Genomic DNA, 20,364 nt, shown 5'->3' with positions numbered 1-20,364 from the left:
ATGGTAGTGTGGGGTTTCCCCATGTGAGAGTAGGTCATCGTCAAGATTAAATTCCGAAACCCCATTTGCGAAAGCAGATGGGGTTTTGTTTTGGGCGGTCGAAAAGCGCAGGCGCAAGCGTGCTCACGCAGGACGATAACGCTGAGGCGCACCCTCGGGTTGGCATCCCACCATCCTGATGGCATGTTGGCCCGAGTGACGCCTGGCTGTTGGAGCATAGATACCCATCTGAATTTTGACTCAACTACACAAAACAACTCTTCCAGAGTGCCGTTGGGGAAATCGATGCAAAGTGTTTCTTCATTTTTGGTATGGTGCAGCACATTTTCACAAGGATTGATTTTTCATCCGCAGGACGCGGCGTCGACCTTCTTCAACGAGATGCTGTAGAAATGCCTGAACCCATACCGATTAAAGATCACGAAAAAGAAAACCGTTTGGTCAACAAACGTCTGCTCGCCTGCGCGCTGTTGGTGATTGGCATCACCTGTGCCTTGGTGGGCCGCATGTATTTCCTGCAGGTAGTGCAGTTCGACTATCACTCGACGATTTCTGAAAACAACCGGGTCCATGTCCTGCCCATTACGCCCACCCGCGGCCTTATTTATGACCGCAACGGGGTTGTGCTGGCTGACAACCGTCCCAGCTACAACCTGACCATTACCCGCGAGCGCACCACGGATCTCAAAGGTGAACTCGACGCCATCGTCAACCTGCTGCATCTGCCCGCCGAAGACCGTGCCGTGTTCGATAAGGCACTCAAGCAAGCACGCCATCCCTTCGTCCCTGTCACACTGTTTTACGAGTTGACGGAAGAGCAGATCGCCGTATTGGCGGTGAATGAATTCCGGCTTCCCGGGGTCGATGTGGAGCCACAGTTCGTTCGCCACTACCCGCTGGGTGCGCACTTCGCTCACTCCATCGGCTATGTCGGCCGTATCAACGAAAAAGAATCCAAGGCCCTGGATTCGGTGGAGTACCGCGGTACGCAATCCATTGGTAAAACCGGCATCGAGCGCTTCTACGAGTCTGAACTGCATGGTCATGTCGGCTATGAAGAAGTCGAGACCAATGCTCAGGGCCGGGTATTGCGCGTGTTGAAGCATACGGACCCGATCCCCGGCAAAAACATCGTCCTGAGCCTGGACGTCAAACTCCAGGAAGCGGCTGAAGAAGCCCTGGGCGATCGTCGTGGTTCGGTGGTCGCCCTTGACCCGCAAACCGGCGAAGTACTGGCCATGGTCAGCAAGCCGAGCTTCGACCCGAATCTGTTCGTTACCGGTATCAGCTTCAAGGAATACGCCGCGCTGCACGACTCGATCGACCGGCCACTGTTCAACCGCGTATTGCGCGGGCTCTATGCCCCAGGCTCAACCATCAAGCCGGAAGTGGCGATTGCCGGTCTCGACAGTGGCGTCGTCACAGCCCAAACCCGCGTCTTCGACCCCGGTTACTACCAACTGCCGGACTTTGACCATAAATACCGCAACTGGAACCACAGTGGCGACGGCTGGGTGGACATGGACGCGGCCATCATGCGCTCCAACGATACCTACTTCTACGACCTTGCCCACAAGCTGGGGATCGACCGCTTGCACGACTATCTGGCCGAATTCGGCCTTGGCCAGAAGGTCTCACTGGACATGTTCGAAGAGTCCGCTGGCTTGATGCCATCCCAGGCCTGGAAGCGTGCAACAAGGCGCCAACCCTGGTTCCCGGGTGAAACCGTGATCCTCGGAATCGGTCAGGGCTATATGCAGGTCACGCCGCTGCAACTGGCTCAAGCCACCGCGTTGATCGCCAACAAAGGTGTGTGGAACCGACCGCACTTGGCCAAGACCATCAATGGCGTGCCGCCGGTGGATGAGAACCCCATGCCCAACGTGGTCCTCAAGGACCCGCGCGATTGGGAGCAGGTCAACCACGGTATGCAATTGGTAATGCACGACCCGCGCGGTATCGCCCGGGCTGCTGCGCTTGGCGCCCAATATCGTATTGCTGGCAAGAGCGGTACCGCGCAGGTAGTGGCAATCAAGCAGGGGGAGCGCTACAACCGCAACAAGACCCTGGAGCGCCATCGTGACAACGCCTTGTTCGTCGGCTTCGCACCAGCGGAACACCCGAAAATCGTGATCTCGGTGATGATCGAAAACGGCGAGGCGGGCGGACGTGTGGCAGGCCCTGTAGTGCGCCAGATCATGGACGCCTGGCTACTCGACCAGGAAGGCCACTTGAAGCCGCAATATGCGACCCCGAGCAAGGCGCCGGGCGACCCGCACGTCTGACGAATCAGGTCTTCCACTCATCCCACTGTTCCACGCCCTCATAAGTCAGCCACGGCACATCATGGGCCGTCCAGATGTGCGAGGTGGGCCTGACGCCCGGATCATCATCCAGCGTCGCCACCCGCACAATCACATGCGGCTGAAACTCACGTTCAGCGATCAGATGTGAGCCGCAGCGCGAGCAGAAATGCCGGTGCTTGCCCGGCGAAGATTCAAACGACGACAGCAGGTCCTCACCTTGCGTCCAGCGAAAATGCTTGCGCATCACGCCGGCTGTGGCCACGAACGCAGCCGCATGCACTTTGCGGCAGCTGTCGCAGTGGCAGTGGCTGATGGGCATGTCCAGGCTGTCCACTTGATAGCGCACGCCTTTACAGAAGCAACTTCCATTCAACGGGTCAGTCATAACCTATGGCCGGGTCAAGGATGGGGTCATCATCATCGCGCACAACCGAAGTTTGCGCATTGGTCGATGTCGCCTACTGTCAATGGAGGAGGTGACTTATGCATGTATTAGATCGCATAGAACGAAAAGTCCTGCTGAACGCTTCACGTAAACAAGTGTGGGCGGCACTGACCGATGCCGAACAATTCGGTCGCTGGTTTGGCATTGCCCTCAAGGGCAAGACCTTTGTTGCCGGGGAGACCATCGAAGCACCGATTACCTATCCTGGTTACGAACATGTGGTGTGGAAAGCCAAGATCGAGCGCATCCTGCCGCAAACGTTGTTCTCTTTCTGGTGGCATCCGTTCGCGGTCGATAAGACTGTCGACTACGACCAGGAGACACCCACCCTGGTGGAGTTCACGATTGAAGACCGCGCGCCTGGCATTCTGCTGCGGGTCGTTGAGTCGGGCTTCGACGCCATTCCCGAGGCTCGCCGTCAGAAAGCCTTCAAGATGAACTCCCGTGGATGGGATGAGCAGATGGGCAATATCGAAGACTATCTCAGCCAAGCCCGGCAGGCTTGACCCAAACGGGCATCATGGGCGATGCCCGTTTCCAGCTTCTTGTAGACGTCGATGGCTGCCGGCACCGTGGCCACCCTCTGATCACCGGTTGTTCGCCGCAAACGTTCGGCGTTTAGACGTATGACAGGTAGAATCACGCCCTGAAAGCGATTCCTGAGGTGCGGTACGGTGGATTTACAGCAGGGTTTTGTCCTGACCCGGCATTGGCGCGACACCCCTGGGGGCACGGAGGTCAGCTTCTGGCTGGCCACGGACCTTGGGCCACGGTTTATCCGCCTCCCCGTGCAAACCTCGGTGATGTTCATTCCCGAGGCCCACCGCAAGCCGCTGGATTGGTTGCTCAAGGATGAGCGCGATATCGAGTTGCGGCCGTTGCAACTGTGCGACTTCCATCACCGCCCGGTCCTGGGCCTGTACACCCGTCAGCACCGTCAGGCGATGGATCTGGAAAAACGCCTGCGCACCGCCGGGGTGGATGTCTACGAAGGCGATGTACGGCCCCCCGAGCGCTACATGATGGAACGCTTCATCACCGCCCCGGTGTGGTTCGGCGGCACGCCGGATGCCAGCGGCACGCTGCTCGACGCGCAGATGAAACCCGCGCCGGACTACCGCCCGTCGCTCAAGCTGGTATCCCTCGACATCGAGACCACGGCCCAGGGCGATCTCTACTCCATCGCCCTCGAAGGTTGCGGCGAACGCCAGGTGTACATGCTCGGTCCACCGAACAACACCGACGCAGTCGACTTCAAGCTCGACTACTGCGAGACCCGCGCCCAATTGCTCGAACGCCTCAATCAATGGCTCGCCACCCATGATCCCGATGCCATCATCGGCTGGAACCTGGTGCAGTTCGACCTGCGCGTGCTCCACGAACATGCCAAGCGCCTCAATGTGCCGCTGCTGCTTGGCCGTGGCGCCGAGCCCATGGCCTGGCGCGAACATGGCAGCCGCAATCACTATTTCGCCGCGGCGGCGGGGCGCTTGATCATCGATGGTATCGAAGCCCTGCGCTCCGCTACCTGGAGCTTTGAATCCTTCAGCCTGGAAAACGTCGCGCAAACCCTGCTTGGCGAGGGCAAGGACATCTCCACGCCGTACCAGCGCATGGACGAAATCAACCGCATGTTCGCCGAAGACAAGCCCGCCCTGGCGCGCTACAACCTCAAGGACTGCGAGCTGGTCACGCGGATTTTCGAGAAGACCGAGCTGCTCAAGTTCCTGCTCGAACGCGCCAGCGTCACCGGGTTGCCGGCCGATCGCAACGGTGGCTCGGTGGCCGCCTTCACGCACTTGTACCTGCCGCTGATGCACCGCCAGGGTTTCGTCGCGCCGAACCTGGGCGACAAGCCGCCCCAGGCCAGCCCTGGCGGTTTTGTCATGGACTCGCGCCCCGGCCTCTACGAATCGGTACTGGTGCTCGATTACAAAAGCCTCTATCCGTCGATTATCCGCAGCTTCCTGATCGATCCGGTGGGCCTGATCGAGGGTCTCAAGCACCCGGACGACAGCGAGTCCGTGGAAGGCTTTCGCGGTGCGCGCTTTTCCCGCACCCGGCATTGCCTGCCGTCCATCGTTGCTCGTGTTTCCGAAGGTCGCGAAGAGGCCAAGCGTGAACACAATGCGCCGCTGTCCCAGGCGCTGAAAATCATTATGAACGCCTTCTATGGCGTACTCGGCTCCAGCGGTTGTCGCTTTTTCGATACGCGGCTGGCCTCGTCGATTACGATGCGCGGCCATCAGATCATGCGCCAGACCCGCGCGCTGGTCGAAGCCCAGGGCTATGAAGTGATCTACGGCGACACCGACTCCACCTTTGTCTGGCTCGGCAGCGCTCATTCCCAGGCCGATGCCAGCCGCATCGGCCGGGCACTGGTGCAGCACGTCAACGCATGGTGGCGCACGCATTTGCACGATGCGTTCGGCCTGCAAAGCGCCCTGGAACTGCAGTACGAAACCCACTTCACCCGCTTCCTGATGCCCACCATCCGTGGCGCGGAGGAGGGCAGCAAGAAGCGCTACGCCGGCTTGGTGGTGCGCGCCGATGGTAGCGAGGAGATGGTCTACAAGGGCCTCGAAACCGTGCGCAGCGACTGGTCGCCCCTGGCCCGGCAATTCCAGCAGGAACTCTACCAGCGCATCTTCCATCGCCAGCCCCACCAGGACTATGTGCGCGACTACGTGCGGCGCACATTGAACGGCGAGCTCGACGAATTGCTCATCTACCGCAAGCGCCTGCGCCGCCAGCTCGATGACTACGAACGCAACGTCCCGCCTCACGTGCGTGCTGCGCGCCTGGCCGACGACTACAACGACCGCCTGAGCCGCCCACGCCAATACCAGCGCGGCGGCTGGATCAGCTACGTGATCAGCGTCAATGGCCCCGAACCACTGGAAGTGCGCCAGGCGCCGATCGACTACGACCACTACGTTACCCGCCAGTTACAGCCGGTGGCCGATGCTATTTTGCCGTTCGTGAATGATGATTTCAGCACCCTGGTCGGTGGGCAAATGGGCCTGTTCTAAAACACTTGCCTCGTCCGGGTGAGAGCCTGCACTCTTGTTCTCTGACGACCATCCGACGGCGCCGCCCCATGACCCACATCACCCTGACCGGCCACACGGTCGAGCTCTTGCCCCTGCAGCGTGAACACGCGGCCGCCTTGCTCGACGCAGCCGCCGACGGCGAGCTGTGGAACCTCAAGGTCACCCATGTACCGGGCCCGCACACGGTCGATCAATACATCGACACGGCCTTGGCCGGACGTGATGCCGGCACGGTTATCCCATTTGCCGTCGTGCGCCGGGACACCGGCCGGATCGTCGGCAGCACGCGGTTCTGGAAGGTCGACCGGGCCAATCGCAAGCTGGAAATCGGCCATACCTGGCTGGCGCAGTCCACCCAAAAAACCGCGATCAACACCGAAGCCAAGCTCTTGCTGCTGACTTACGCTTTCGAAGTCCTCGATTGCGTGCGCGTGCAATTCACCACCGACGAACTCAACGAAAAATCCCGAGCCGCGATTCTGCGCCTGGGCGCCGTCCAGGAAGGCATCGTGCGCCACGAACGCATCATGCCCGACGGTCGCAAGCGCAACTCGGTACGCTTCAGCATCATTGATTCGGAATGGTCGCAGGTGAAGGCCAACTTGCAGGCAAAGCTGCTGCGATAAGGAGGAAGCACCTATGTACACGCTCTATGGCACAGACGAGTCGGGCTCCTGCATGATCGAAATCGCCCTGCAACGTTGCGCGGTGCCCTGGCAACGGGTGGACGCCAGTTCCTGGCAGGACGGTGCGGGCAGCGAAGCCCTGGCGCGCATCAACCCGCTCAAGCAGATCCCCACCCTGGTCACGCCCGATGACCAGGTGTTGACCGAAAGTGCGGCGATCCTGATCCACCTGGGCCTGGAGTATCCCGACTCGCACCTGCTCAGCGGCGACCGTGCCCAGATCATCAGGGGCCTGGTATACATCGCTGCCAATTGCTACTCGGCCATCGGCATCCTCGACTACCCCCAGCGTTGGCTGGGGGATGCGGACCCGGCAGCACAAGCACAATTGACCAGCGGTACGCGTCGCTACCTGCACCATGCCTGGGTGGTGTTTGCCAATCAGTTCGCGGGCCAGTTGTTTGCCCCGAACCAGGCGCCGAATGCCCTGGGCATCATGGCGGCGGCGGTGTCGCGCTGGGACGAGGCGCGGGAGGCCCTGAACTCCCTGGCTCCAGGCTTTGCCCAGACCCTCGTGCGGGTGGATGCCGACCCCATTGTCGCGCCTGTCTTTGCGCGACATTGGCCCGAGTGGAAGGTCTCGTAATGTTTCCGCAATCAAAGGAAACAATGAGCATTGAACAGGCCAAAACCCTTGCGTAGCGGGCGCCCTGACCTACGCTTTCTTAAAGTGACGTAGGAATCATCCTTGAATTTGACTGTCGCAGACATGAAACTCAAGAACCCTGCATGGAATTCAAAGGAGGTGCGCATGCTCATCCGGTCGCTGACCCTGGCTACCTTGATGGCTTTTACGGGGCCGCTGTTGGCTGCTGATGATATCAACCCGCTCAAGCAGGACCTGGGCAAAGCCCGGCCACTGGTGGTGGTGGAGCTTGATTCCGGTAATGCCACCTTGGCAGACCTGAAGAGACAACTGGACGAGCCTGCCACCAAGCAGTCGTTTGAAGAGCGCAACATGGTGTTCTACACCATCAAGTTCGGCAGCATCGGTGCCGAAGGGGAGAAGTTCGCCAAGGATCCCAAGGACAACAAGAAGCTCACCCCACCTGAAACCAATGCGCTGATCCGTGCCCTCAAACTGGGTGCCGGCAGCGGCACCAAAGTGATCCTGATCGGCAAGGACGGCGAGAAGAAAGTCGAGAAGACCGTGCCACCGGATACCCTCGACCTGAAGGCGTTTTTCAGCGCCATCGACCAGATGCCCCAGGCTGAAAAAGAAGCCGCTGCCGTCGCAGAGCCCGAACCTGTGGCGCCCGCTCCGGCCAAGGGCACCAAGCCAGCCAAGCCAGCCAAGCCCGGCAGCAAGCCTGCTCCGCAACAACTGGATGACTGATCCAAAAAACCTGTGGGCGCTCGCGCCTACGGGTTTTTTTACGCCTTGCGCAGGGCAAACGGAAAGTAGAAAAACCGCAAGAACGCCACCCGCTTTATCACTTCCCCAATCAGCAACGGCGCCCCCACCGCCACCACAAACCCCACGCACGCCGCAAAAAATGCAGGCAGGCCCAGGCGCTCCATCAGGTCGAAGGTCTTGTGCTGGATTTCCCCATGGAAGATCAACAGGATCAGGGTCGACTGGCCGATGTAGGTCATCGCCCGGGTGATCAACGGCGACACCATCAGCACCCGCGCCAATGCCCAGCACAGGTAGACGCCAATCACCGCCAGCAAGCTGGTCCATAGCCAGTGGTCGTAGCGCCGTTGCGCCAGGTCCATGGTGTCGTGGCTATAAATGAACACCGCTGCGAACAGCACCACCGAAATCAGCAGCGTCAGCAGCGAGCCCTGATGCCTGCGTAACTTGTCGCGCAGCAGGTAACCGTAAATGAAATACGTGCTGCTGATCAGGGTGATATCGAGGCTGAACGGTAAGCCGGGCAGCACCCAGGTTTGCCCTCCGACGGTGACTGGCAGTTGCCAGAAGAAGGGCAACATCCAGATGCCGATCAGCAAGGGCACCAGCATCAGCACGCAGCTCACCGCCAGCGACAGGCGTTCGATCAGCCGCAGCACGACCCAACTGAACAGGATCGCCACCCAGAAATGCGGCAGGAACCACAACGCTTGCCAGGGGATAGTGTCCACCGAGGCATACAGCACACCGCCGATATCCGGCAGCAGTGGTTGGCCGCGCAGCAGGTCGCGCACGATCACGTAGGTCAGCAGGGTGAAGAAAAACGGCTTGAGCAGGCCGTCCGCCTTGCGGACCGCCATCTGCGTGAAGGCTTGCTCCGGCTTGAAAAATACCCCGGACAAAAAGAAGAACAGCGGCAGCACGAACGACGCCAAGATCGGGTACAGCAGGTCCGGGGACGAGGCGACGAACCAGCCATGGGCGTAGACGATTATCAGGATGCCAATGCCCTTGGCGATATCCATTTGAATCCAACGATGTTTCACCTGACCACCCCCTATTCATAAACCCCACATTCCTGGGAGCGCTTCGCACCCTCGAGCAAGCGTGCTCGCCACAATTGGCGTCATGCCTTGCGCCACGGCTTGAGCCACAGGCCCATGGCCAACAACACTGTGGCACCGGCCAGGGTGCCCAGCGCCAATTGCAGCCACACGCCGTCAATCCGAAACAGCCACAGCGCCGCCAGCCCCATCACCAGCGTACTGAGCAACCCGTGTCGCACCCACGGCAAGGCGCCGAGCAACCCCTGGCGCTGCATCAGCAACAGCGCGGTGCCGATCACCCCGGCCAGTGCCGCCAACGGAATACCCGCCAGTCCGAACACAAAGGGCAGGGCACCCAGCAACAGCACATTGACCAGGCTGCCAAGCACCTCGCAACGCAGCGGCTGGCGCGTATCGCCAGCGGCATAGGCATACCGCGCAAGCAAGGCGTTCCATGCCCCGAACACCAGCGGCGCGGCGAACCATGCCAGCAACCAGGGCAGCGGCGAGTCGGCCGATTGCCTGGGCAACAGCAACGCCACCAGGCTCGGCGCCGCGGCCACCAGGCCGACGCCAGCGGGCAGGGTCAACATGCTGGCGGTTTCCAGGCCGCGCTTGAGCAGGGCCAGGCGCTCATCGCCCTGGCGCCGGCTCATCATGCCCAGCAGCACCTGGTTGAGGCTCATCAGCGCAATCAACGGCAGGTTCATCAGCTTGCGTGCCAGGTTGACCCACGTCACCGCGCCTTCGCCCAGCAGCGACGCCACCAGCCGCTCGATCAGCGCCAGGCCCTGGCTGGCACCATTGCTCAGCAATAATGGCCCGATGCGCTGGCCCAACTCCCGCAGCGGTGCAACCGACAACTGCCAGCGCCACGGTCGCCAGCCCTGGCGCCACACCGACGGCAACAGCGCCAACGGCATCAACAGGCTGCCCGCCAGGCACGCCAGGGCCAGCGTGTGCGGCTGCGTCGCGGTGCCTGCCAGGGCGAGGTAAATCACCGGCGGCAGGTTGAACAGCAGCGAGCCCAGCCCCGCCAGCACAAAGCGCTCGCTGGCCTGCAACGGAATACTGAACAACCCATGCAACATCAGCCCGGGCACGCACCAGGCGACAATCTGCAGGTTACTGCCAGCCAGCGTCGTGGCGCTCGCCGCCAACCCCGGGCCCAGTACCTGCACCAGCCAGGGCGCCAGCAGCGTCAGCAGCAGGCTGGTGCACAGGGCAATCAGCAGCAGCGCTGGGAACAATGCCGCCAGCCAAGCCAGCCGCTCAGCGGCCTTGCGCGCCAGGTACAGCGGCAGTGCGGCGGCACTTAACACGCCCCCGGCCAACGACATGCGCAACGCCTCGGGCAAGAACAGCGCGATCAGGAACGCATCGCTGCGTTCCCCTGCGCCCCAGGCCGCCACCAACAACCATTCGCGGGCGAACCCCAGGCACAGGCCGAGCAAGGTCGCCAGGGTCAGCCACGCCGCAGAGCCGAGCATCAGGGACGCACGCCATCGAGCAGCGGCTTGCGATAAGCCACGCCCTTGAGCGGCGGCAGGCGCGCCGGAAACAACCGGCGCGCCTCCAGCACATTGATCCCCACCATCAGCCAGAACAACGCCACCATCACCACCGCAAAGCTGAAGTAGTGGTCAAACAAGCCGCTGACCAGCGCTGAGAGAATCCCGGCGGTGGTGCCTAACCACAGCGCATTGTCCTTGGTCAGGCGGATCGGGCCTTTTTCCGGGCGAGCTTCGCGCCACCAGCGCACGGTCACGGCGACAAACAGCAACATACCCACCAGGCCGATCTTGTAGATGTAGTTCAGCCACAGGTTGGAGATCCCCAGCAGGTGCGTGCCCGGCACCGGTGGGTCGACCTTGAAGCCGATACCCAGCGGGTACGCGGCAACCGCCTGGGGGAACAGGCGGTATTCATCGAAACGCACTTCGGTACTGGCGTTGTCCGATGAGAAAATCGTCGCCAGGCGCTCCTGCAACGGCGGATACGCCATCACCAGCGCCACCGTCAGCGCCGCGCCGATCATCAACAGGCGGCCGGTATACGGCACGCGACGCGTGGCCATCCACATCAGCACCAACGCCAGGCTGACCATCGCCCCCCGACTGCTGGCCAACAGCAACGCGGCCGCGCCCAGGCACGCCACAGCCAGGCCCAGTGCGCGTTTCCAGCCTTGTTCAGTCATGCCATAGCAGAACGCCAACGGCAGCAGCAACGCCATGATCCCGCCGATGGCATTCGGGTGAGTCCACGGCGAGCCCATGCGCGACGACATGGCCTCCAGGCCGAACTTCAACATGTCGTAGTTGGCGTAGTTGAACAGCCCCAGGAGCGGCGCAATCCCCGCCCCCGAACGTGTGCGCACGAACACCGCAATCGACAGCACCAGCATCGCCAGGGTGCCCAGCAGCAAGGCGATCACCAGGGATTCACGCTGCTTCTGGTCCACCAGCAATTTGGCGGCAAGGAACACCCCGGACAGGTTCAACAGCCAACGCAGCCAGTTGGCCAGGCCGCTGGCATCGGCGTGGGTGATGACCTGGCCGACGATAAACGGGAACACGCTGAACAGCATCAGCCCCAGCAGCATCTGGTCGGTGGGCCGCCGCGCCAAACCGGGGGTGTCGGGCAGGCGCGACAGAAACCCGTGCCACATCACCGCGCCCCAGGTCAGGGCCAGGATCGCCTCGCTGACGGTGGTGCGAATGCCCAGGTTGACCGTCGAGTACGGCATGAAGGTTGCCATCGCGGCGAACAGCAGCAGGCCCCAGAGCGGAAAACGCAAGATGGTCACCGCCGCCGCCAGGCCGATCACTGCGAGAAAGGCCTTGGCCGGCGACAGCAGCAGGGCCAGGGCGCCGAACAGCACGCCAAAGAGGACGGCGACGAGACCGGTCAGGTTCAGCCTCACGTCAATTCCTCGATCAATTCGGCGAGGTGCTGGCGATAGGCATGCTGATTGAAGCGCGCAGCCCATTGACGCCTCTGCTCGGGTGGCTCTTCATCGGGCCGCTCGGCCAGCGTCACCATCAACTGCACCAGCGCCGGTGCATCGGTGGGCGAAAAACGCGGCGCCGACGGCGGGGTGATTTCATCCAGTGAGGTACCGCTGGCCACGGCCACCGGCGTGCCGACGCTCAGGGCTTCGATCACCGGCAAGCCAAAGCCTTCGGCATAGGACGGCTGCCACAGGCGCGACGCCTGGCGGTACAGCGCCTGCAACTCGGCATCCGACACGCCGCTCAAGGCGCGAACCCCCGGCAAGCTGCGCTGGGCCTCGGGCAAATGATCGAGGCTGCCCACCAGTACCAGCTCAGGCACGCCAGGGGATTGGCGGCGCGCCTGCTGCCAGGCGTCCACCAGGAACGGTACGTTCTTGCGCAGTTCCCGGGTGCCCACCAGCAGCCAGTAGCGTTCGGGCAGTTGGCGGTCTGCCAGGTCCGCCGCCCGTTCGGTAAAGCCATCGACCTGGTTGGGCAGCACACGAACCTTGCCCGCGGCGTTGGGAAATAACCGCACGGTTTCATCGGCGCTGTACTGCGACGGTGTCCACACCCGGTCAGCGCTGTGGACTGCGTAGGCAATCGACAGGCGATCGCTGGTCTTGTAGATCAGCGCCTTCAAGCGGTTGGCGTGGTAGTTGTCCAAGGTGATCTGGAACAGGTCATGCAGCAGCACTACCGTGCGCAACCCCCTGGGCTTGGGCGGCAGTGGCAGGCCCATATTGAAGGTGCTGATGTACACATCGATGTGCTGTTCACGCAATGCCCGGGGCAAAAAGCCGGCTTCGAAGCGCAGGCGATTGTGCGGCTGGTGCATCGCGGTCTTGGCGCAACCCCATTCGGGGCAGTGGGCCTGCAAGCGGGTTTGATCGCCCAGCGGCGCCACGGTAAAGCGTTCCAGCTCGATACCCGGCAGCGTGCGCAGGGCGCTTTCCAGCGCATACACCTGGCGACTGATGCCCGATTGCGGCGAGGTGCCGACGGTGCGGTAATCCAGGCCTACGCGCATGCGGGCTCCTTTTGATTCAGCGGCGACAGCGTGGCGTACACCTTTTCCAATTGGCTGGCGGCGACGCTCCAGTCATGGGCGCGGCGCACGTAGGTGCGGCCGGCTTCACCCATGGGCGCGGCAGCGCCGGGAAATTGCAGCAGGCGCACCACGGCATCCGCCAGGCTGGTCGCGCTTTGCCCGCCGAGGTAATCCAACCCCTCTACCAGATCGAGGCCCGACACGCCCTGATCGGTGCTCGCCAACGGCAACCCGGCTGCGAGCGCCTCCAACACCTTGAGCTTGGAGCCGCCGCCATGACGCAACGGCGCGAGAAACACCGAACAGCTCGATTGCAGGGCCAGCAGGTTCGGCACAAAGCCTTGCCATTCGATACGCGGGTCCTGCCAGCGTTCGCGCCAGCGTGTGGGCATGCCGAAACCACACACGCTCATGCGCGCGTCCGGGCAGTGCTCCCAGACCTTGGGCAGGATCTCATCCAGCGCCCACTCAATCGCATCCACATTGGGGGCGTATTCATAGTTGCCGAGGAACAGCACGCGATGCGCCGACGGGTCGGGCTGGGCGCTGGCGAAGTATTGGCAGTCCACGCCATTGACCACCACGGGCACCGGCTTGCCAGCGATTTTTTCCAGGACCTGGGCATCGCTGTCGGTCACCGCCACTACTTGCGTTGCCTGGCGCATCACCCGGCGTTCCCAGCGGGTGTAGCGCCATTGGTCGTAGCGAATAAACGGCAGCGCCCATCGCGGCAAACGGTCGTAGGTCGCCGCACCCAGGGCCGATTCGACATTGTGTTCGGTCAGTACAAAGGGTTGGGACTTTCGCGCCAGCGCCTCTTCATAGGGCTGGAAGCTGTAGCTGTGCTCGATCTGCACCACGTCCCAATGTTCATTGAGCAATTGGCTGAAGGTGTCCTGCAAGGCTCCCGACAGGCCATTCACGCTCGCCAGCAATGGGTAGGGCGCCAACAATCCGGCCACCAGGGTCTTCACGCTGCGCAATGGGCGGCGCGGCAGGATGATCAGTTGTTCGAGGAAGGCTTCCAGCACCTGGCGATCGGCCAGCGACACCGGGTGCTTGTCATGCAGCAGCAAGGTGATCCGATGCCCGCGCGCCGCCAGGCTGCGCAACAGGTGGAACTGGCGCGTCTTGCCGCCGCTGGTGGCGGGCCAGGGCGAGTAGGGCAGGATCCATAAAATGCGCATGGCTGGCCTCAATCCCATAACAGAATTTGCAGGTTTGGCTTGACCGGGAGGGTCAGCCCATTGGTGCCGCTCACCGGGGTTTGCGTGCCGCGCAGCGGGTCATAGAGGGTTGCGCTGGCAAGGTTTGGCAGGTGTGCGTTACCCCCCTGGGCCGACCAGAAGAACCACAGCTTGCGCCCGTCGGCGCGGGTCCAGCCGATGCTGAACAGACCGTCGGGCCATGCGTCGGTGGTGGGCGGGTCGCCGGGGGTGAGCGTTGGCCCGCTGACCTCGAGGAACTGTTTCAAGGCGGTGTAGACCGGCTTGGGGTTGGCGTCGATGTCGAGCAAACCATAAGACTGATCGCGCACGCTGGCGCGCGGGTCGAGGTCGCTCAAGGTAAACAGGAAGGTGCGGTCGTAATCCAGCGCGCTCATCAGCGCCAGGCGGCGCACCACGTAATCCGCTTGGCCTTGGAGGGTAATGAGGTCCTGGGCGTCTTTGGGCCCGGTGTAGGTTGACCAGCCCCATTCGGTGCTCCACAGGGTTTGCACGCCGCTGTTACGCAGGGCCTGGTTGAGCGCGCGGGTCTTGGCGATAAAGTCCAGGTTGGCGGGGTCGTTGCCCTCGGGCAATTGGGTGTAGGGGTGATAGGCGATCACCGTGTTCAAACTTGCGACGCCCAGGGCACCGAGGGCGCTGAACAGGTTCTGGCCATTGGGCATTTCACCGAAGAACGCCATGCCGGCGGCCACCACCGGTTTATTCGGGTCGACCGCCCTTAGGGCGGCGGCGGTGGCGGTAAGCAGCGTGGCGTAGCCGGCCGGGTCTGCCGCAGGGCGCCAGAAACCCAGCAGGTTCGGCTCGTTCCACACCTGCCAGGCGTCGACGCTGGGGTAACGCTGGGCCAGCAGCGCCATGCGTTTGGCGAACACGTTCGGGTCTTTGGGCGGGTACTGGTCCTGGTAAGGCGCACCGGCGGGCGCGGTGGTGGCGAAGGGTGCCGAACCGACCAGGTAGAACACCGACTTGAGTTGGTTGTCTTGCAGCTTGCCGACCAGTTGATCCAGCGTCGCGACCTGGTACTGGTTCTCGGCCGGCTCCAGTTGGTCCCAATGCAGGTCAAGGCGCACCCACTCCAGCCCGAGCGCCTTGAGGCGGTCGATCTGCTTCTGGTAACGCTCAGGGGCAAACCACAAGAACTGCGCGTTCACTCCCAGGAAATCCCTCCACACCACCACCTTGCTGCCCTTGAGCACATGGCTCTCGGCGTCGGCCTGGCGGTCCCACAAAAACGCGCTCAGGCCCAGGGCGGCGACCACGGCCAGGGTGGCAAGGCAGGTACGTTTACGCGCCATGGTCGGCTCCTGCAACGGCCTCATCGAACAGCTGTACAAACTTTTGCGCGGTCAACGGCCACAGGCGCTCGCGGCCGATTTCCCCGGCGCGTTCGGCCCAGTCCCGAGCCAGCGACGGCGTGTGTGCCAGGCGCAACAATTGCGCGCTCAGCGCGGCCACATCGCCCTGGGGATAGATCGCCCCGTTGCCGCTGGCGACTTCTTCGGCAAACGCCCGCGCATCCGACGTGATCGCGCCGCGCCCACAGGCGGCCGCCCAGGACAACGCGCCACTGGTGCCACGCTGGCGCCCCAGCAGCCCGAGTTTTTTCGATTCGCGATAGGGCAGCACCATCACATGGTGCGCCTGGATCGTCTGGGCAATCTCGCTGGCCGGCAGGTTCAGTCGCCAGTCGATGGTTCCCGCCAGGCCGAGGTCGGCGATCTGGCGGGTCAGTTGCTCCAGGTAATTGCCGCCTGCGCCAAATGCCATTTCGGCGGCGGTGCCACCGGCCAGGGTCAGGCGAATACGCTCACGCCATTCGGGGGCTTGCTGGAACACGGCGGCCAAGGCCTGCAACAAGTCCTCAATACCTTTGCCTCGGTAGATAAAACCGAAATACAGCAGGCGCAGTGTCTCCAGCGGCGGCAAAGGGGCCGCGGCAATGGACAGGTTGGCATGGTTGATCACCGCCACTTTACCCGCCGGCAGTTGCATGCGTTGGCTCAGGCACTCGGCGCCCAGTCGGGTCAGGGTCACCAGGCGGGTCAGGCCCTGGGCAACCTGGCGTTCTTCGCGCAAGGTCAACGGGTCTGCCAGCACCACGGCCGCCTGCGGCAAGGGGCTGGGCAAACGCGCCAGCAGGTTGAGCGGGAAGGGCAGGTGCTCACGCCGCCAGACCAGGCGTTCCGGGTCGTGCACGGTGGCGGTCAGTGCCAGGTGGGGGTAGGCCCGGCGCAGTGCGCCCAGGGCCAGGAACTCGCCCAGGCGTCCACCGCCCAATTCGGCGTGGACCAGGTCCACTCGGCGCCAGTCGAACGCGGCGACGGCCTGCCGGATCGCTTCGCCAGTGCCGGCCACGCCCCTCAACGGGGTCACCACCTCCACACCCAACTGCTCCAGTGCCGTCTTGAAATGGTTCGCGTAGTCGGCGATCCCGTTTTTTTCCGGCGGCAAAGGTGCGAGCAGGGCGATGCGCATCAGAGTGCCCCCTGGTACTTGGCGATGGTTTGAAGCACCTTGGCCGGTACTTCGAATTTACGCCGGTTGATGATGATGCCGTCGACTTTGCCGAATGCGGTATTGAGGATCGACAGCGCATGCTCCACCACCGGCACCGTGCTCTTCTGCGCTTCCACCACCAACGCGATCAGGTCCGCGCGCCGCAGCGTGATGAACGCGTCGCGGTTGTCCAGCAGCGCCGAGGCATCCAGCAGCACCACCTCACCAGGCGCCGCCGGCTCCACGCCGCCGACGCGTACGCTGATGCCGTTTTCCTGCAGCAATCGGCGCAATTGCTCCACCACGAACGTCACCCCCTCGCCGTGGCGCGCCGAGGTCAGCCCCAGGGTCATGCCGCGTTCGGCGATGCGCTCCAGTTGCAGCAAACCGTACAGCCGGTAGATGCTCGCATTGAACGCGTTGGTGCTTTGCGCGGTGCTGGTGTCCAGCTCCGGCAGGGTGGTCCATAGCGGCAGGCCGAACTTGCGTTCTACCAGGCCGCCGTCGTGGATGCGCTGGTCGAGCAGGTAGCACAGGTAGATCACCAGCAAGCCGACGACGATGGCGAACGGGATCGCCAACACCAACATCATCAGGGTTTTCGGGAAGATGCGGCCGGGGTTCAAGGTGGCTTCTTCGATCACCGCGATGTTGCTGATCTGGCTGTTGTCCAACTCACGGTCGATGCGCGATTTTTCCAGGTTATCCACGTACAGCGCATAGTTGCGTTCGGTGGCACTCAGCTCGCGGGCCAGGCGGGCCAGTTCCGGTTCGATCTCCAGGGCTTGCTTGCGCTGGCCTTCAAGGTTCGCCAGGTGTTTCTGTTGCTGCACCAGTTGGGTACGCAACGCCAGGTTGTTGCTCGACTCATCCAGCAGCACCCGCTGCAGGTGGATTTCCAGGGTGTTGGGCGCACGGTTTTCCGAGCTTTGCACCGTGTTGCTTTCGCCTGCGACCTGGGCCTGCATCGCGCGTATCGAGGCATCCAGGGCTTTGACCGGCGGCGCGTTATCCGTGTAGGTGCGCATCATGTCGGCCCGTTCCAGCAGCTTCTGGTTCAGCAGGCGACGCAAATCCTGCTGCTGCGGGTTCAGTGCGATCTGGCGCACCGTGGTCACTTCCTTGGGCTGGGTCTTGAGCTGAGCGCGGGTGCTGGCGATGGCGCTGTCGGAGGAAGCGATCAGGCGCGTGGTATTGAACACTTCGCCGCGCAGCACGTTGATGCGTTCGGACAAGTCTTCCAGGCGGTCGGTGATGCTCGCCGCGCCGATCTGGTTCAAATGCGTAAGGATCTGTTGCTTGTAGCGCTTGATCTCGGCGGCGCTGGTGGACACCTGGCCCTCATAGAAGGTGTACAGGCTCTTGCGCCCCAGGGCCTGGGTACGCTCGTTGATGTAGGTCTCGACCCAAGCCTTGACCACCGCCTGGGCGATGTGCGGGTCGCCCCAGGTAAAGGTGATGTCCATTACCGTGGAGCCGGCGGCGTGGCTCACCTCAAAGCTCTTTTCCAGGCCGGCGGCCAGGCGTTCCACCGCGGTGGTTTTTTCAATCACACCCACGGTTTCCAGTACCACGCGCAGGCCATCGAACACCGCGCCCACGCCCTCCTTGATGTAATGCTTGGTGCGCTTCCAGAAGCCCTCCGGCGGTGGCGCGTTGTTGATCACTTCCAGGTAGTGCTCGGCCACCGCGCGCACGATCGGGCGCCCGGTCAGCAGGCGTTCCTCGTCGACAATCGGGTCGCGCTGGGTGCTGGGCATCACCAACGCCTGGCGGTTGCTGATCTCGATCGGCAGTGTCGAATCACGTCCTGGCTTGACCAGCAGGCGCGCGGTGGATTCGTACTTGGCCGGCAGTAAAAAAGCGCCCAGCAGGATGATCACCAGCGCGGCAATCGCGGCCAGTTTGAACTCACGCCGGAAGATGAAGAACAGGCGCAGCAGGTCACGAAAAGAACGGATCTCGATCATGGGATGTCGCTCCTTCAGTTACTGCCGCTGCTGGTTCGGGTGTAGTTGTAGCCAACCCCAATGGACTTGGTGAACGGGATCAGTTGGTTCATGTAGGTATCCACTCCCTGGATGCGTTCGCCGACGTTGGATTTGGGCACGAACACCACGTCGCCGCGTTGCAGGGCTACGGGTTTGCGCCCGCTGGTGCCGGTCTTGAGGAACTGGCTGAAGTCCAGGAAGTAGGCGTGGTAGGCGCCTTGGGCGTCTTCGCGCAGCAGCGCGACCATGCTCGCGTTGCCGGCCTGGCTGACACCGCCCGCACCGACAATCGCCTGTTCCAGGGTATTGGCCGTGGCGATCTGTACCGCCGTGGGGTTGTTCACCGCGCCGCCGACGATTACCGAGTTGCCCGGCGCCTGGTTGATATTCACTGTCACGCGTGGCTCGCGGTACACCGGCGCCAGGCGTTCAGTCAGTTCCTCTGCCACCTCGGCGGGCGTACGCCGCGCCACCTGGATCGGCCCCAGGAACGGGTAGTTGATCTTGCCGTCGTTCTGCACCGTGTACAGCGTCAGCTCGTAGATCGTGCTGACGTTGAACGCCGACAGGGTCGGCATCTCACCGGCATCACGCACGATGCGCAACTGGTCGCCGACGCGAATGCGTTCCATCGCCGGCGGCAACTGGGCGAGCTGCTCGAGAGCGCGCTTGCCGTCTTCGACGGTCTGGTCGTCCGGTGGCACGATACGCGCGGGAGTGTTGCAGGCGGTCAGGGCCATCAAGGCCAGGACGAGCACGGTGCGTTTCATCAAGGGGGACCTCCTGTAGGTCATGATGCTCACCTCCAATAGCCGGGGAACATGCTGATGCGCCGCTTGAGGGCGACGGGGAGGCGGCGCTCCAGTTGGCCCAGCCGATAGCCGAGCAACTTGAACGCGCTGCGCACCAGGACTTCGGGTACGCGGTGCAAGGCACCGGCCTTGCGCAAGGCCGCCAGCTCGGCCAGTACATAACGTTTACCTTCACCGCCGGCATCGCCGAAGGCCTCGCGGATCCACGGCTCGCGACCGTAGAACACGCCAATGTCGAAGTAGCGGTGAAACTCATCCATCAGCCGGTAGTCGTGGGAGTGGTACACCCGCGCCGTGGCGGCGTAGCGCACTTTGTAACCGTCGAGCAGCAGGCGTGCCGCCACAAACGCGTCTTCGCTGCCGATCACATCCACAGGGAAGCCGCCGACCGCCTCCAGGGCGCTGCGCCGGTACACGGAAAACGAGTCGGAGCTGAAGCAGGTCTTGATCCCCAGTTCCGGCGCATCGGCCAGGCTCTTGCTGCGGCTCTGGGGCGGGTAGTTGAAGTGCCGCGACTGCGCGCCCAGCACACCGGCGTCGGGGTGTGGTAATTGGCGGCCGTAGGCCACGCCGTTGAGCGGGTCTTCCTGCAACTCGTGCAGCAGATTAGCGAAGGTCTGCGGGTCGGCGGGAATTGCGTCCTGGGTCATCACGATCAATGCGTCGCCGTCCACCTGTTCACTGGCCCAGCGTCGCGTGCCGCCATGGTTGAACGTGCTGGCGTCGATCACCTCGACCCGCGCGCCAAACGCCTGAAAGCGCGCCGCGGTGTCATCGCTGGAGGCACTGTCCACCACCAGCATCTCGTCCGGTTGCAGGGTTTGCATCGTCAGGGCGGGCAACAGGCGCGCCAAATGACTGGAGGCGTTGCGGGTCGGGATGATCAACGCGGTGCGCAT

17 protein-coding genes are annotated in these 20,364 nt (G+C 62.8%); 6 read left to right on the top strand and 11 right to left on the bottom strand.

Features of this window, described 5'->3' with window-relative positions; translation table 11 throughout:
* Nucleotides 1–392: 392 nt before the first annotated feature.
* Nucleotides 393–2,285, top strand: a complete 1,893-nt coding sequence (mrdA, locus tag ACODSV_RS18250) for a penicillin-binding protein 2 (protein WP_024074415.1) — start codon at nt 393–395, stop codon at nt 2,283–2,285.
* Between the two features lie 4 nt (nt 2,286–2,289).
* On the opposite strand, the gene ACODSV_RS18245 is transcribed toward mrdA, so the two are convergent.
* A complete protein-coding gene (locus ACODSV_RS18245; RefSeq protein ID WP_024074416.1) occupies nt 2,290–2,691 on the bottom strand; it encodes a GFA family protein in 402 nt (133 codons plus the stop codon).
* A 98-nt stretch (nt 2,692–2,789) separates the two neighbouring features.
* Here ACODSV_RS18245 and ACODSV_RS18240 point away from each other — a divergent pair, with 98 nt between their 5' ends.
* The 5 genes from ACODSV_RS18240 (at nt 2,790) to ACODSV_RS18220 (ending at nt 7,826) form a co-directional block, all read left to right on the top strand.
* Nucleotides 2,790–3,257 carry an SRPBCC family protein gene (locus ACODSV_RS18240; RefSeq protein ID WP_150054273.1) on the top strand — a complete coding sequence of 156 codons (468 nt, stop codon included), beginning with the start codon at nt 2,790–2,792 and terminating at the stop codon, nt 3,255–3,257.
* 168 nt (nt 3,258–3,425) lie between these two features.
* Nucleotides 3,426–5,783 (top strand): DNA polymerase II, encoded by a 2,358-nt coding sequence (locus tag ACODSV_RS18235; protein WP_150095330.1) that lies wholly within the window; start codon nt 3,426–3,428, stop codon nt 5,781–5,783.
* Nucleotides 5,784–5,851: 68 nt separating this feature from the next.
* The gene (locus ACODSV_RS18230; RefSeq protein WP_024074419.1) at nt 5,852–6,430 is read left to right on the top strand and encodes a GNAT family N-acetyltransferase; all 579 of its coding nucleotides are present in this window, start codon (nt 5,852–5,854) and stop codon (nt 6,428–6,430) included.
* Nucleotides 6,431–6,443: 13 nt separating this feature from the next.
* A complete protein-coding gene (locus ACODSV_RS18225) occupies nt 6,444–7,076 on the top strand; it encodes a glutathione S-transferase N-terminal domain-containing protein (RefSeq protein ID WP_150054272.1) in 633 nt (210 codons plus the stop codon).
* 165 nt (nt 7,077–7,241) lie between these two features.
* On the top strand, nt 7,242–7,826 hold the full coding sequence (locus ACODSV_RS18220; protein ID WP_041160884.1) for a DUF4174 domain-containing protein: 585 nt from the start codon (nt 7,242–7,244) through the stop codon (nt 7,824–7,826).
* Between the two features lie 38 nt (nt 7,827–7,864).
* On the opposite strand, the gene ACODSV_RS18215 is transcribed toward ACODSV_RS18220, so the two are convergent.
* From ACODSV_RS18215 to ACODSV_RS18170, 10 genes are all read right to left on the bottom strand, one after another.
* Nucleotides 7,865–8,872 carry an acyltransferase family protein gene (locus tag ACODSV_RS18215; protein ID WP_190300955.1) on the bottom strand — a complete coding sequence of 336 codons (1,008 nt, stop codon included), beginning with the start codon at nt 8,870–8,872 and terminating at the stop codon, nt 7,865–7,867.
* 101 nt (nt 8,873–8,973) lie between these two features.
* Nucleotides 8,974–10,383: a murein biosynthesis integral membrane protein MurJ gene (gene murJ / locus ACODSV_RS18210; RefSeq protein WP_102624310.1), complete on the bottom strand. Its 1,410-nt coding sequence runs from the start codon at nt 10,381–10,383 to the stop codon at nt 8,974–8,976.
* Complete coding sequence (locus ACODSV_RS18205) at nt 10,383–11,810, bottom strand: O-antigen ligase family protein (RefSeq protein ID WP_150095333.1); 1,428 nt, start codon at nt 11,808–11,810, stop codon at nt 10,383–10,385. Before ACODSV_RS18205 ends, murJ begins: the two co-directional genes overlap by 1 nt.
* Nucleotides 11,811–11,812: 2 nt before the next feature.
* The gene (locus ACODSV_RS18200; RefSeq protein WP_150054269.1) at nt 11,813–12,916 is read right to left on the bottom strand and encodes a glycosyltransferase family 4 protein; all 1,104 of its coding nucleotides are present in this window, start codon (nt 12,914–12,916) and stop codon (nt 11,813–11,815) included.
* The gene (locus tag ACODSV_RS18195; protein WP_150054268.1) at nt 12,907–14,124 is read right to left on the bottom strand and encodes a glycosyltransferase family 4 protein; all 1,218 of its coding nucleotides are present in this window, start codon (nt 14,122–14,124) and stop codon (nt 12,907–12,909) included. The genes ACODSV_RS18200 and ACODSV_RS18195 overlap by 10 nt, the downstream gene beginning before the upstream one ends.
* Before the next feature lie 8 nt (nt 14,125–14,132).
* Entirely contained in the window at nt 14,133–15,461 is a 1,329-nt protein-coding gene (locus tag ACODSV_RS18190; RefSeq protein WP_150054267.1) for a cellulase family glycosylhydrolase, read from the bottom strand.
* Entirely contained in the window at nt 15,451–16,641 is a 1,191-nt protein-coding gene (locus ACODSV_RS18185) for a glycosyltransferase (RefSeq protein WP_150054266.1), read from the bottom strand. Before ACODSV_RS18185 ends, ACODSV_RS18190 begins: the two co-directional genes overlap by 11 nt.
* A complete protein-coding gene (locus tag ACODSV_RS18180; RefSeq protein ID WP_069075626.1) occupies nt 16,641–18,632 on the bottom strand; it encodes a GumC family protein in 1,992 nt (663 codons plus the stop codon). The genes ACODSV_RS18185 and ACODSV_RS18180 overlap by 1 nt, the downstream gene beginning before the upstream one ends.
* A 14-nt stretch (nt 18,633–18,646) precedes the next feature.
* Entirely contained in the window at nt 18,647–19,423 is a 777-nt protein-coding gene (locus tag ACODSV_RS18175; RefSeq protein ID WP_150054275.1) for a polysaccharide biosynthesis/export family protein, read from the bottom strand.
* A 29-nt stretch (nt 19,424–19,452) separates the two neighbouring features.
* Complete coding sequence (locus tag ACODSV_RS18170) at nt 19,453–20,364, bottom strand: glycosyltransferase family 2 protein (RefSeq protein ID WP_102624316.1); 912 nt, start codon at nt 20,362–20,364, stop codon at nt 19,453–19,455.

This window comes from Pseudomonas sp. FG86 (assembly GCF_057808775.1).
The sequence above is the reverse complement of the archived record's forward strand: the minus strand, read 5'-3'. Positions and strand labels throughout refer to the sequence as shown.